Raw genomic sequence first — 13,590 nt, 5'->3', positions numbered from 1 at the left:
ATGCTAATTTCAGCCGATCTGGTTCCCGAACTGCGAAATGGTCCGAAAATTGCGCCTTTTTTCTGTTGCTCTTCGTGGTCTGACCCAACTGTCGGGCGCGCTTTTGGTCGTGCTGGCCTGCGGGTTGGGCATGGGCCGCGCCGAGGCCGAGCCGCGCATCGCGCTGGTCATCGGCAATTCCGGGTATGAGGCCGTCTCGTCGCTCGACAATCCCACCCGCGATGCGGCGGCCATCGGACAGACGCTGGAGGGGCTTGGGTTCAAGGTCACCTTGCTCAGCGACAGCTCGCTGGTGCAGATGCGGCGGGCGATCACCGATTTTGGCCGCGATCTGCGCGAGGCGGGGCCAGAGTCGACGGGGCTGTTTTACTATGCGGGCCACGGCGTGCAGAGTTTCGGCTCGAATTATCTGCTGCCGGTGGATGTGGCGCTCAGCGATGCCGCCGATCTTGATCTGGTCGCGGTCGAGGCGCAATCGGTGCTGCGGCAGATGTTTTCGGCCCGCAACAAGGTGAACATCGTCCTGCTGGATGCCTGCCGCAACAACCCCTTCTCGGATATTCCCGAGTTCAACGACAATGGTCTGGCCGAGATGAAGGCCCCCACCGGCACCTATCTGGCCTATGCGACCGCGCCGGGGGCGGTGGCCATGGACGGGCTGGACGGCAACAGCCCCTTCACCGCCGCTCTGGTCACGCAGATGACCGTGCCAGGGCAGGCGATTGAGCAGACCCTGAAAAATGTCCGCGTGGCGGTGATTGAGGAAACCGGCGGACGGCAGACGCCCTGGGACAGCTCGTCCCTGACCACCAATTTCATCTTCACCCCGGCACTGGCCGTCGCCACTCCGCCCGCCGAGCCGAGAGGCGCGGAAAAGCGCCTGTATGAAATGGCGCAGCGCGAAGGCTCGCAGGCGGCCTATGCGTTCTACCTTGAGGCTTATCCCGCGGGCACTTTCTCCGAGATTGCGCGCGAAGAACTGGCGGCGATTGCGCTGAACGCCAGCAAGGATCCGGTGGGCTCGGGGGTCACCCCCGCCACGACCCCCGAGCCGCCCGCGCCGCCGCCGGTGATTGACGCGGGCGATGTCACCTTCCGCTCGCCGCTGACCGTCGGCAATGCGGAGGTTCTGGGCCACAGCATCGCGGATCTGATCGAGGGCGCGCCGCTCTATGCGCCAATCGAAGGCTTGCCGGATGAGTTGTGGAAGGGGCAGAAATGCGCCACCTGCCACAGCTGGACGCAAGAAGCCCTGTGCGCGCAGGGCAAAGTGTATATGTCGCAAAACGCCACCCGGTCTTTGGCCAAGGAGCATCCTTTGGGCGGCGGGCTCAAGCTGAACCTGCGGGCCTGGGCGGCGGGGGGCTGCCGCGCGGAATAGCGGCACTCAGCGCGGGGTGCTTTCGACCAGAAAATACACCCATTCGCCTTTGAAATCCGGGTCTGCGGCGCGGGCCTTGGTGATGCTTTGGCGCAGCCAGTCCAGATAGGGTCCGGCGGGTTCGCTCAGCGGACGGTTGCGGGTGTCTATGGGGCTCGAGCTGGCAAAGGCCACCGCCAGCTCCTGCCCGAAGGGCGGCGCGATCTGGATGAAGAGACCGGGCGCGCCCGCGGGCAGCGGTGCGGGCGCGCCGATGGTCAGTGCCGCATGGGCCGGGGTTTTGCTCAGTCCTTCACCGGGGGCAGGGGCCAGATGCAGCACCTGACCGGCGGCGTCGAAATAATCCACCTGCACATAGGCATCGTAGTCTGCGCCCTGCAGCGCCAGCACGAGGGCCTCCCCTTCGGTGAAGTGAAAGCTGCGGGTCTGGGTGCTGTCGCCGAGCAGCAGCGGATTGGTGATCTGATCGGTTGAGGGTGGCAGCCCAACCGCCGCCATCCCGCTCAGATTGCTGCACAAGGGGGGCGGCAGGATCTGCAGCTGATCGCGCACCTCTATGTTCTGACCCATCTGCGCCTGCAGGGCCTGCATCACCGGCAGCGCGGCGCCCGGTTGCGGGACATGGCCGGTCAGGGTCAGAGTTGTGGTCGCGGGGTCAAAGTTCAGCTGAATCCGCGCGCAGGGCACGGCGGCGAGCAGGGTCGTCAGCCTGTCGCGCAGATCGGTTGCCGCCGCGCCCGCATCTTGCGGCGCGACAAAGCTCTGATAGGCGGTGACCGAGAGGGGATCGACCGCCGCCGCCCCTGCCGCATCAAAGGCAAGTTCCGCGCGGGCATGGGTTGAGGGCGGTTGCAGCGGTGCCGCGCTGGGCGGTTGTGGCACCGGGGCAGCTTCCACGACAGCGTTTGGCAATGCGCTCGCGGCGGCGGCAAGGGTGCTGGGCAGAGCCGCGGTGGCCAAAGGGGTGGCGGAGGGGGGCAGGGCCGCCTGTGTCGGGGCGCTTGGGGCGCTGAGACGCAGCGTTTGTCCCGTGGTTTCCGCCGCTTGCGTGGCCACCTGCGGCAGCGGGTCGGCGGTGGCGCGCGATTGCCGGATTTCGCGCTGGGGAAGGGCGGTGGCCTCTGCCGCGCGGGGGCGGGCGGTCTCCGTCTCGGGCGCGGTTGGTTCGGCGCGGCTTTCCGGCACCGCGTAGCTTTGCAGATTGATCTGGCTTGCGGGCGGCGGTTGTACCGCAACCGGGCGGGGGGCGGTCGCCCACAACAGCCCCGCCAGCGCGCCGCCATGCAGCATCACCGAGGCGCCGAGCCCCAGCGACCAGCGGGCGGCGCGTCCGGCGGGCGTGGCGTCTGGCGCCTCACGCGCTCGCACCGCGTGCCCGGCCGCCGTGCCGCTTATCTGCCCCCCGCTCATGGTGTCCCCGGCAGGTCGCCCGGGGTGACCACCAGCGCCACATCCCGCGCGCCGAGGGCTTCGATCTGGTCCATCCAGGGCAGCACGTCATGCAGCTGCGCCGCGCGATGGGCATTCACCCGGATCGGCAGCGCCGGATCGGCCGCCAGCCGCGCGCGCAGGGCGGGCAACAACGCCCCCGGCAGGATCGCGGTGCCATCGAGCGCCAGATCGCCATCCGCCGCGATCGCCACAATGACGCCGCCTGCGGGCAGATCGGCACCACTCACCGCCCGGGGGGGCAGCACTTCGAACGGGGCCGAGGCGTCCATGCGGCCGATCAGCATGAAAAAGATCAGCAAAAAGAACACCACATCAATCAGCGCCACGATGGTTTCGGGCGGATGCCGGGGCAGGGGGCGGCGGATTCTCATGCGGTGGCCCTCGCCCGCAATAGGGTGACCCGCAGACAACGCAGCGCCGCTTTTGTTTTACCTCTCAGTCGTTTGCGTGTCATGGACGCACCGTGGGGTCTGGGGGCCCTGCGCCCTGCGGCGGTGCATCCGCGGCTGCCGCTGTCGTTGCCGCCAGCCGCACCACTTTCAGGTTCCGCACACCCGCCGTGCTCGCCATGTCAAGCAGGCTGACGAGCGCCTGCATATCGGCCGCGCCGGAGGGCAGGATCAGCACCTCTTGCGCCGGGGCGGCGGCCAGACGGGTTTGCAGCAGCGCGCGCAGGGCGTCGGGCGTCAGGCTTTGCCCCTGCACCGCGGGCATTCCATCCGCCCCCAGCCGGATCAAGAGCGGCGGCGCGGCCCCGTCCGTGGCGGTGATGCCAGGTGCAGGGGCTTCGGCCGCTGCCTCTGCCGGGCTGACCGAGGGGATCATGTCGAGGTTCAGATAGGTCGAGGTGACCATGAAAAACACCAGCAGGATCAGCATCACATCAATCATCGGCACCAGCGAAATCAACGCTTTGGGCGCGCGGGGCCGTTTCAGGATCAGGGGGCTGGCGCTTTGCATCGGGATCAGCCGCCCGGTCGCTCTTCGATCAGCAGAAGCTGCCCCACCGCGCTTTCGATCATCTGCGCGCCGCTTTCCGCCCGCCCGGCCAGAAGCGTCGCCGCCACCGCCGCCGGAATGGCGACCAGAAGCCCCGCCGCCGTGGTCAGCAGCGCCTGCCAGATCCCCCCCGCCAGCACCGAGGCATTCGCCGCGCCCGAGGCCATCGCCAGCGCCTGAAACGACTGGATCATCCCCAGTACCGTGCCCAAAAGCCCCAACAGCGGCGCGATCATCGCCACCAGTTCCAGCAGCCGGATCATCCGGTTCATCCGCGCCAGTTCCTCGTTGCCGCGCCGGGTCAGCTCGTTCACCAAAGGCGCGCCCCGATAGCCCGCCACCAGCGCGCTCATCGCATAGCCCATCACCCGGTCGGCCGGGGCCTTGCCCGCCGCCAGACGGGACTGCGCCGCGTCGCGTGCGCCCGCCGCCCAATCGGCCAGCGCCGCCACCCGCGCCGCCTCGCCCGAGCGCACCGGCCAGAGTTCGAGGATTTTGACCGCGGTGATGGTCAGCGAGGCCAGCGACAACACCACCAGCACCAGAATGATCGGCCCGCCCGCACCGACCATCGACATCAGGCCCGACACGCTAGCGCACCAGGGCGGCGCTGGCCTTGCTGTCCAGCGCGAGGAAGGGGAAGCAATCCGTCTCTCCCTCATTCTGCGGACGGCAGGCGGCCATGTCATGCAGCAGGATCTCGGAGATGTTGTCACAGGCGAGTTCGGGGATCGCAAACAGCTTCAGCGTGGTGCGCTGGACCGGCAGGGGAGCCGCATCGACCGTGAGCAACCGGTCGATCACTCCTTTCGCGTCCAGCACGGCGAGGCTCATTTCAAAGGCCTCAAAGCTTTTGCCGGTCTCGTTGCGAAAGAGGAAATAGGCCTGACAGCCACCGCCGGTCGCGGGCTCCAGCTTGTTGAGCTCAACCCCCAGTTTTCCCGACATTTCCTCACTCTGCCCCGTCTGCGGCGCGGCGGTCAGGGCGAGGCCGAGGCAGAACAGGGCGGCAAGCGGATGCCGCCATCGGGGCGCGGGACTCCGGCCAGGCATCTGGCCCTGACGGGCATTGGCGGCGTTCATGCGGATTTCCCCCCTCGCACTGATCTCGTGAACGGATGCTAGCGCGCCCGGCGCAGAACGGGGGATATTTTTGTGATACCTCCCTCCGGTTGTTTTGTGTCGGCAGATGCCCGAAAACCGGGCATGTTCGGGCGGTTCCGGCTGTGATGCCGCCGGCGGCCGAAAATTAAATGCATCGCATCTGACATAACCGCCCGCGCCGCTTTGCGTCAGGCCGGGCTGACGCATCCGTGCCGCTTGTGCCCTCCGGGCCTGCGGAACCTGCCCCGGCCTGTGGCCGCCGCAGACGCATTCCCTGAATAAGAATTGACACCTTAAATTGTTGGAGCTTTACTTCGCGTAATGTAATTTTTTGATCTGGCAAATTGACCTTCGTGTGCCCGTTGAAGGCGATTGTCAGAAAACCGGTGTGTCCTCGGGCCTTGGCCCGCAATGAAGAGCCCGACTTGTTCAAGTCACGGAGAGGGCGAGGGACATACTTCGGGGGGGGATATGGATTTTAGTGCGTTGCTGGTGCCCATCAGCGCCGACGTTCCGAGTGGGGAGAACTTGGAATATGATCCGGCGTTCATCGAGCTTGAGCTGACCGCTCAGCACGGGGAAGAACGTCAGGTCGGTGATCAGATCCAAAAAGGCGAAGATCCGGATTATCCGGCCGTCGTGAAATTGTCCCATGCCATCTTGCAGCGCAGCCATGACATCCGCGCCGCGGTGTTTCTGGCCGAGGCGGTGCTGAACACCAAGGGTCTGGTCGCTTTTGGCGAGGTGCTGGGCTATGTGCGGGCCCTGTTGCAGGACTATTGGCCGACGGCGCATCCCGAGCTGGATGAGGATGATGGCGATGCCACCATGCGGATCAATGCGGTGCAGGGGCTGGCCAATCCCGACGGTGTGTTGCGGGCGCTGCGGCGCGCACCGCTGACCGACAGCCGGACCTTCGGCAAGATGAGCCTGCGCCATGTCGAAGTGGCCGAGGGCAATGCCACCGCGGCGGCCGATATGGAGAATGTGCCGGACGCCTCGGCGCTGGCCGCGGCGTTTCACGACAGTGACGCTGCGCGGCTGCAGGCTTTGGCCGCGGCGGTGACCACGGCGATTGCCGATGTGCGCGCGATCGATGCGGTTTTCGTCGAACACACGCCGGGCGAGGGGCCGCAGCTTGACCGGCTGACCACCACCCTGCGCGCGATCAGCCGCGTCTTGACGCAATATGCCGACGCCGGGGAAAGCCCCCTGGCGGATGCGCCTGACGATGACAGCGATGCCGCGGCCCCCGCAGGCGGCGGCACGGTTTCGGGGGCGGCGCCCGCCGCTGCCGGGACCGGGGCCATCAACACCTCTGACGATGTGATCCGCATGCTGGACCGGATCACCGCCTATTATGCGCGCTGTGAGCCCTCAAGCCCGGTGCCCATCCTCTTGGCGCGGGCCAAACGCCTGGTGAATGCCGATTTCCTGACCATCATTGCCGATATGGCGCATGACGGGCTGGATGAGGTCCACCGCATCGGCGGCATCAAGGATGACGACTGACAGGTAATATTCTTCTCCAAACCGGGCGCCCCGCGGCATCCGGCCCTTTCTCAACCGAAACTGGTGAAACCCCGAGGGACAGAACATGGCCGACAGCTCACAGAAATTCATTGCACGAAACAGGGCCCCGCGTGTGCAGATCGAATATGACGTCGAACTCTACGGGGCAGAGAAAAAGGTGCAGCTGCCCTTCGTGATGGGGGTGATGAGCGATCTCGCCGGCAAGTCCGAAGTGGAACAGCCCGCGATTGCCGACCGCAAGTTTCTGGAAATCGACGTCGACAATTTCGATGACCGGATGAAATCAATGGCTCCGCGTGCCGCTTTTACCGTGCCCAATACGCTGACCGGCGAGGGCAATCTGGCGGTGGATATCACCTTTGAAAGCATGGACGATTTCTCGCCTGCCGCGATTGCCGCCAAAGTGGCGCCGCTGCGCGAGCTTCTGGATGCACGCACCCAGCTGAGCAATCTGATGACCTATATGGACGGCAAGACCGGCGCAGAAGAGCTGATCAACAAGATCATTCAGGATCCTGCCTTGCTGAAGACCCTTGCCGCCCAGCCGAAGCCGGGCGCCGAATCCGAGCAGGAGTAAGACATGGCCGAAGAACAAACTCAGGTCCAGACGGCGCAAGGGGCCACCGCTTTCGGCTCATCCGAGTTCGAGAGCCTGCTGCAAAAGGAATTCCGCCCGAAATCCGATCAGGCCAAATCGGCCGTTGAATCCGCGGTCAAGGTGCTGGCGCAACAGGCGCTGGCCAACACACAGCTGATCTCGGATGACGCGTTGCGCTCGATCGAGAGCATCATTGCGCAGATCGACAAGAAACTGACCGAGCAGGTCAACCTGATCCTGCACCATGCCGAATTCCAGCAGCTCGAAAGCGCCTGGCGCGGCCTGCACTATCTCGTCAACAACACCGAAACCGACGAGATGCTGAAGATCCGCGTGATGAACGTCTCGAAAAAGGACCTGCACAAGACCCTGCGCAAGTTCAAGGGGGCGGCCTGGGACCAGTCGCCGATCTTCAAGAAAATCTACGAGGAAGAATTCGGTCAGTTCGGCGGTGAGCCCTATGGTTCGCTGGTGGCGGATTTCCACTTCGACCATTCCCCGCCCGACATCGAACTGCTGAGCGAGATGGCCAAGATTGCCGCCGCCGCCCATGCGCCGCTGATCACCGGGGCAAAACCGACGCTCTTCCAGATGGACAGCTGGTCGGAACTGGCCAATCCGCGCGATCTGAGCAAGATCTTCTCGACGCCGGAATATGCCTCGTGGCGCAGCCTGCGCGACAGCGAGGATTCCAAATACATCGGCCTCGCCATGCCGCGCTTTCTGGGCCGTCTGCCCTATGGCGCCAAGACGGAACCGGTCGAGCAATTCGCCTTTGAGGAAGACACCGAGGGTGCCGACAGCGAGAAATACAGCTGGGTCAATGCCGCTTATGGGATGGCGGTCAACATCAACCGGTCCTTCAAGGAATATGGCTGGTGCTCGCGGATCCGCGGCATCGAATCCGGCGGCGCGCTGACCAATCTGCCCTCGCATACTTTTGCCACCGATGATGGCGGGGTCGATCAGAAATGCCCGACCGAAATTGCCATTGGCGACCGGCGCGAGGCGGAACTGGCCAAGAATGGAATGATGCCGCTGATTCACCGCAAGAACTCGGATCTGGCGGCCTTCATCGGCGCGCAATCTTTGCACAAACCGGCGGAATATGACGATCCGGATGCCACGTCGAATGCGGCGCTGGCGGCGCGTCTGCCCTATCTTTTCGCCACCTGCCGCTTTGCGCATTACCTGAAATGCATCGTCCGCGACAAGGTCGGCTCGTACAAGAGCCGGGACGCGATGCAAAGCTGGCTGCAGGAATGGGTCAGCCAATACGTGGATTATTCGGCGGCCACGTCGCCGGATGAGGAAAAGGCCCGCCGCCCGCTGGCGGCAGCCGAGGTCATCGTCGAAGAGGTCGAAGGCAACCCGGGGTATTACACCTCGAAGTTCTTCCTGCGGCCGCATTACCAGCTTGAGGGGCTGTCGGTCTCGCTGCGGCTGGTGTCGAAATTGCCCTCCGAAAAGGGGTAATCCCGATCTGCACGGAGGGTGGGCCCGGCCTGCTCTCCGTCGTTCGGGCGTGAAGACGGCGTCTCGGCTGAGGCGCAGGCAGATCTGGCATCCCGTGGGGGGTGTCTTTGTCGCGGACCACCGGGAGGGGTCCGTTCGGGCAGCGCGGTTTGGTCCGCATTCCTCAACCATGGAGACTTTACATGTCGTTTGACGCATTCCTCTATTCGAAATCCCACGCATCCAGCATTCCGGGCGAGACCCAGGATGACGATATGGCCAAGCTCAAGGCCTGCGAGATTCTCTCGTTCGAGCTGGGCGCGCAGAACGTGATCAACATTGGCTCGATCACCGGCGGCGGCGGCGCGGGCAAGGCGACGTTCAAAGAATTCACCGTCACCAAAAAGACCGACACCGCCTCGACCGGGCTGTTCCAGGCCTTGGTCACCGGCCAGCATTTCGACGACATGTTTATCGAATTGCGCCGCTCGGGCGGCGCCGGGGATAAATCCGGTGCCACCTTCATGAAGTTCGAATTCCGCATGGTCATGGTGCAGGACATCAACTGGTCGGGCTCGGATGGCGATGACGTCTGCAATGAGACGGTCGTGTTCCAGTTCGGGGCGATCGAAATCTCCTATTTCGCGCAGGACAAAACCGGCAAAATGGGCACCCCGAAAGTCACCCGCTGGAGCCGCGTCAAGAACACGGCGTCGCTCTCGGTCTGACGCTGAGATCGGGCGCCAAGGGGATATTTTGGCGCCCGGCTTTGCTTGCCCTGTGCGGCAAGTCTTTGAAATCCGACGGTTGGGGTAGATTCCATGAGCGCTGAAGATCTGTTGAAATCCGGCGATCTGGACGCCACGCTGGCGGCCTTGCAGTCACAGATCCGGGCCAAACCGGCGGATGCCAAGCTGCGGATCTTTCTGTTTCAGCTGCTCTGTGTGCTGGGCGACTGGAAGCGGGCGATTACCCAGCTGAAGCTGAGCGCCGAGATGGACCCTGCCGCCGAGCTGATGGCCAAGACCTACCGCGAGGCGATCATCTGCGAGGTCTACCGCGAGAAGGTTTTCGCGGGCGAGAAAGCCCCCCTGGTGTTTGGCGAACCTGCCGAATGGCTCGCCTTGCTCATTGAGGCGCAAAAGCTTCTGGCGCAGGGCAGCACCGCCGAGGCCGCCGATCTGCGCGCCCGTGCCTTTGCGGCGGCGCCCGCCAGTTCGGGCCGGGTGAATGGCACCGCTTTCGCCTGGATTGCCGATGCCGATATGCGGCTGGGGCCGGTGCTGGAGGTGGTGGTGAACGGCCGCTATTTCTGGCTGCCCTTCGCGCAGATCCAAAAGCTTGAGATGGACCCGCCCAGCGATCTGCGCGATGCGGTCTGGACGGCGGCGACGCTGACGCTGGCCAATGGCGGCGAGGTGGTGGCGCTGATCCCCACCCGCTATGCGGGCACCCCGAAATCCGGCAGTGCGGCGGCAAAGCTCGCCCGCGCGACGGATTGGGCGGATGCCGGGAATGAGACCTTTACCGGCCTTGGCCAGCGCCTGTTGACCACCGATCAGGCGGATGTGGCGCTGCTGGACATCCGCAGGCTGGAGTTTGACCCGCCCGCCGGAACCGGTGCGGGGGACGGGGCGCGGCATGGCGAATAACACGCTGATCGAGCGGTTGCAGCCCTCGCTGCTGGACCGGCTGACCGACACGGACCCCGGCAATCTGAAGGAAACCCGCGAGTCGCGGGTGATTGATGTGGTCCGGCTGCGGGAAATCATCCAGCGCGATCTGGCCTGGCTGTTGAACACCAACAGCATCGAAAGCCTGCTGGAGACCGATGAGAACCCGCATGTGCGCAAATCGGTGCTGAATTACGGCGTGCGCGAGGTCTCGGGGGAATTTGCCACCGGATTGCGCGCCGAGCTGATCGGGCGCTCGATCGAGCGGGCTATTCTGGCGTTTGAGCCGCGGATCATCCCGGGCTCGCTGCGGGTGGAATTGCACAGCGAGGACAAGGGCAGCGACAGTCAGGTGGCCTTTGATATTCGCGGGGATATGTGGGCGCAGCCGATGCCGCTCGAGCTCTATCTGCGCAGCAAGATCGACGTGACCACCGGACAACTCGACATCGAGCGGAGGATCTGACCGCCGATGGACACCCGCCTTTTGCAACATTACGAACGCGAGCTGGCCTTCATGCGCGACATGGGGTCGGAGTTTGCGCAGGCCTATCCGAAAATCGCCGCCCGGCTGGGGATGGAGGGGATCGAGGTGCTCGACCCCTATGTCGAGCGGCTTCTGGAGGGGGTGGCCTTTCTGGCAGCGCGTGTGCAGCTGGAACTGGAGATGCAATTCCCGACCTTCACCAGCAATCTGCTGGAGATCGTCTATCCGCATTACCTCGCGCCGACGCCCTCGATGATGATCGCGGCCTTTACCCCCGATGCCAGCAATGCGGCGCTGAACGACGGCTATCTGATCCCGCGCGAAAGCACGCTGCGCAGCCGCCTGCTCGAGGGGGAACAGACGCCTTGTGAATTTCGCACCGCCGCCGATGTGACGCTCTGGCCGGTGGAAATTGTCGAGGCGGAATATATCGACGGGCGGGGCGAGCTGGTGGCCGCTGGCGTGGCGCGGGATGTCGAGGCGCGGGCCGGGATCCGGCTGCGCCTGCGCCGCAGCAATGGCGAGAAAATCTCGGAACTGTCGATGGACCGGCTGGTGCTGCACCTCGACCGGCAGGCGGGCAATGCCTGGGCCCTGCATGAGCTTCTCTGCACCGAGACCCAGGGGCTGACCGCACGCTCCAGCGACCGGCGCGACGATTGGGTGATGTCCTTGCGGCAGGGTGCGGTGGTGCCGAAAGGGTTTGAGCGCGAAGAGGCCTTGCTGCCCACCCCGCGCCAAAGTTTCGACGGCTACCGCCTGCTGCAGGAATATTTCGCGATGCCCGAGCGGTTCCTGTTCGTGGAGTTGCAGGGGCTGCAACCGGCCTTGAAAAAGGCCAAGGGCGCCGAGGTGGATATCTATATCCTGCTGCGCGACGGGCGGCGGCAACTGGCGGCAGCGGTCACGCCCGAGGCCTTTTTGCTGCATGCGGTGCCGGCGGTGAACCTGTTTGAAAAGCGCTGTGACCGGGTGCATATCACCACCCGTGATACCGAGCAGCATGTGGTGCCCGCCCGCACCGCCGGGCTCGATTTCGAGATTTATCAGCTGCAAAGCGTGCTGGGGATCAGCGGCGAGGGCGAGGAGGATGTGGTCTTCCGCCCGTTTTACTCGGCCACCGATCTGACGGCGGCGGGCGAAAATCATCCGGCCTATTACACGATCAGCCGCAAGATGCGGCAGCGCACCGAGAAAGAGCGGTTGCGCGGCGTGCGCACCTCCTATCTCGGCTCCGAGGTCTATCTCACGCTCGTGGACCGCAAGCAGGTGCCCTATTCGGCGGGGCTGGGGCAATTGGCGGTCAAGGCGCTCTGCACCAACCGCGATCTGCCGCTGCTTCTGAGCATCGGCGATGCGGACACGTTTCAACTTACGTCCGGCGGGCCGGTCAGCGGCGTGCGCACGCCGGTGCCGCCGACGCGACCACATTCGACGCTGGCGCAGGGCGATACCGCCTGGCGCCTCATCAGCCATCTCAGCCTGAATTACCTCTCCATCGCCGAGACCGGGCAGGGAAATGCCGCCGAGGCCTTGCGTGAGCTGATCGGCATTTATGCCCCCCTGGGCAACCGGGTGACGGAAAAGCAGCTGGAGGGGATCGTCTCGGTCTCAAGCCGCCCCATCGTGCGGCGGATGAGCGATGAGGTCCTCTCGACCGCCGTGCGGGGCCTCGAGATTTCCATCGGCTTTGACGACAGCTTTTTTGAAGGCACCAGCGTCTACGTCCTTGGCGCGGTGATGGAGCGGTTCTTCCGCAAATATGTGACGATCAACAGTTTTACCGAAACCGTCATCAAGACGGAACGACGGGGGGAAATCGCACGATGGCGACCACAGGCGGGCCTCGCCCGGATGATCTGAGCCTGTTCGCCCGCTTGGCGGAAAAGCCTGAAGAACATCACGTTTTTCAGGCCCTCAGGATCATTGAAGCCGAATATTCCGGGGCACCGCGCCTGGGAACCTCGCGCCGCCCGCGCGAGGATCGCGTGCGGTTGGGGCAGGCGCCGGAGCTGGCGTTTCCGCCCTCGACCCTGCGCAGCTTCACCCCGCCGACCGAGGCGGCGCCGGGGCGGCTGACCAACCGGTTCTTTGGCCTGTTTGGCCCGCATGGCCCGCTGCCGCTGCATCTGACGGAATTTGCCCGCGACCGGCAGCGCAACCACCGCGACGGCACCTTTGTTGGCTTTGTCGACATGATCACCCACCGGATGATGGGGCTGCTCTATCGTGCCTGGTCCTCGGCGCGTCCGGCCCCCAGTTTCGACCGTGGCGATGATCCGTTTGAACAAAAGGTGGCGGCCTTTGCGGGCTACCGCGGCGCGGGCTTTGCGGATCGCGATGCGATGCCCGATCTGGCGCGGCGGCATTTCACCGGGCTATTGGCGCAGGGCACCCGCACGCCCGAGGGGCTGGTGGCCATCGTCTCGGCTTTTCTGGAAGTGCCGGTGCGGGTGCAGCAATTCGTCGGCACCTGGCTCGAGCTGGAGCCGGGCGACACCTGGCAACTGGGCCGTCCGGCGGGGCTGGGGCAGGGCACCAGCATCGGCACCCGGGTCTGGTCGCGCACCGCGAAATTCCGGCTGATCATCGGCCCGGTCTCGATGGCCGATTATCAGCGCCTGTTGCCCGGCGGTGACGCGCTGGCGCGGCTGACGGCGGTGGTGCGCAGTTATGTGGGCGATGCGCTGGAATGGGACATCAATCTGGTGTTGGCGGGCGATGCGGTGCCGCGCGCCTGCCTCGCGCGCGAGGGGGCGGAAAGCGCAGGGTTGGGGGGCGCGACGCGGCTTGGTCACACAAGCTGGATACGGTCGCGGGATGACAATGATGGGCCAAGGCCGGATGCGGCGGATTTATATCTCTATCCGGTGATTGGCGCACAGTAACCGGCCCAAAGGGCCGAACA

14 protein-coding genes are annotated in these 13,590 nt (G+C 64.8%); 9 read left to right on the top strand and 5 right to left on the bottom strand.

Annotation, left to right across the window (positions count from 1 at the left end; translation table 11 throughout):
- Positions 1-49: 49 nt before the first annotated feature.
- A complete protein-coding gene (locus ACEN2S_RS16365) occupies positions 50-1,381 on the top strand; it encodes a caspase family protein (protein WP_441867839.1) in 1,332 nt (443 codons plus the stop codon).
- A gap of 6 nt (positions 1,382-1,387) precedes the next feature.
- On the opposite strand, the gene ACEN2S_RS16360 is transcribed toward ACEN2S_RS16365, so the two are convergent.
- The 5 genes from ACEN2S_RS16360 to ACEN2S_RS16340 all read right to left on the bottom strand — a co-directional run bounded on the left by ACEN2S_RS16360 (position 1,388) and on the right by ACEN2S_RS16340 (position 4,915).
- Positions 1,388-2,749: a DUF4384 domain-containing protein gene (locus ACEN2S_RS16360; protein WP_441867837.1), complete on the bottom strand. Its 1,362-nt coding sequence runs from the start codon at positions 2,747-2,749 to the stop codon at positions 1,388-1,390.
- A gap of 38 nt (positions 2,750-2,787) precedes the next feature.
- Entirely contained in the window at positions 2,788-3,204 is a 417-nt protein-coding gene (locus tag ACEN2S_RS16355) for an ExbD/TolR family protein (protein WP_441867835.1), read from the bottom strand.
- A gap of 79 nt (positions 3,205-3,283) precedes the next feature.
- Positions 3,284-3,793, bottom strand: coding sequence for an ExbD/TolR family protein (locus ACEN2S_RS16350; protein WP_441867833.1), 510 nt, complete (start codon positions 3,791-3,793; stop codon positions 3,284-3,286).
- Positions 3,794-3,798: 5 nt separating this feature from the next.
- Complete coding sequence (locus tag ACEN2S_RS16345) at positions 3,799-4,422, bottom strand: MotA/TolQ/ExbB proton channel family protein (protein WP_441867831.1); 624 nt, start codon at positions 4,420-4,422, stop codon at positions 3,799-3,801.
- A 1-nt stretch (position 4,423) separates the two neighbouring features.
- Positions 4,424-4,915, bottom strand: a complete 492-nt coding sequence (locus tag ACEN2S_RS16340; protein WP_441867829.1) for a hypothetical protein — start codon at positions 4,913-4,915, stop codon at positions 4,424-4,426.
- Between the two features lie 492 nt (positions 4,916-5,407).
- On the opposite strand from ACEN2S_RS16340, the gene tssA reads away from it, so the two are divergent.
- The 8 genes from tssA (at position 5,408) to tssG (ending at position 13,570) form a co-directional block, all read left to right on the top strand.
- Entirely contained in the window at positions 5,408-6,448 is a 1,041-nt protein-coding gene (tssA, locus tag ACEN2S_RS16335) for a type VI secretion system protein TssA (RefSeq protein ID WP_441867827.1), read from the top strand.
- An 85-nt stretch (positions 6,449-6,533) separates the two neighbouring features.
- A complete protein-coding gene (tssB, locus tag ACEN2S_RS16330; RefSeq protein ID WP_441867825.1) occupies positions 6,534-7,046 on the top strand; it encodes a type VI secretion system contractile sheath small subunit in 513 nt (170 codons plus the stop codon).
- 3 nt (positions 7,047-7,049) lie between these two features.
- A complete protein-coding gene (tssC, locus tag ACEN2S_RS16325) occupies positions 7,050-8,543 on the top strand; it encodes a type VI secretion system contractile sheath large subunit (protein WP_441867823.1) in 1,494 nt (497 codons plus the stop codon).
- A gap of 182 nt (positions 8,544-8,725) precedes the next feature.
- Positions 8,726-9,250 (top strand): Hcp family type VI secretion system effector, encoded by a 525-nt coding sequence (locus tag ACEN2S_RS16320; RefSeq protein ID WP_441867821.1) that lies wholly within the window; start codon positions 8,726-8,728, stop codon positions 9,248-9,250.
- Positions 9,251-9,343: 93 nt separating this feature from the next.
- Positions 9,344-10,174 carry a type VI secretion system accessory protein TagJ gene (locus tag ACEN2S_RS16315; protein ID WP_441867819.1) on the top strand — a complete coding sequence of 277 codons (831 nt, stop codon included), beginning with the start codon at positions 9,344-9,346 and terminating at the stop codon, positions 10,172-10,174.
- Positions 10,164-10,661, top strand: a complete 498-nt coding sequence (gene tssE, locus ACEN2S_RS16310) for a type VI secretion system baseplate subunit TssE (RefSeq protein ID WP_441867817.1) — start codon at positions 10,164-10,166, stop codon at positions 10,659-10,661. The genes ACEN2S_RS16315 and tssE overlap by 11 nt, the downstream gene beginning before the upstream one ends.
- Positions 10,662-10,667: 6 nt before the next feature.
- Positions 10,668-12,545 (top strand): type VI secretion system baseplate subunit TssF, encoded by a 1,878-nt coding sequence (gene tssF, locus ACEN2S_RS16305; RefSeq protein WP_441867815.1) that lies wholly within the window; start codon positions 10,668-10,670, stop codon positions 12,543-12,545.
- A complete protein-coding gene (tssG, locus tag ACEN2S_RS16300; protein WP_441867813.1) occupies positions 12,509-13,570 on the top strand; it encodes a type VI secretion system baseplate subunit TssG in 1,062 nt (353 codons plus the stop codon). Before tssF ends, tssG begins: the two co-directional genes overlap by 37 nt.
- Positions 13,571-13,590 lie beyond the last annotated feature (20 nt).

Origin of the sequence: Phaeovulum sp. W22_SRMD_FR3, from assembly GCF_052113705.1 — a bacterium.
GTDB lineage: Bacteria > Pseudomonadota > Alphaproteobacteria > Rhodobacterales > Rhodobacteraceae > JBGQOG01.
This window is presented reverse-complemented; position numbering and strand designations above follow the sequence as displayed.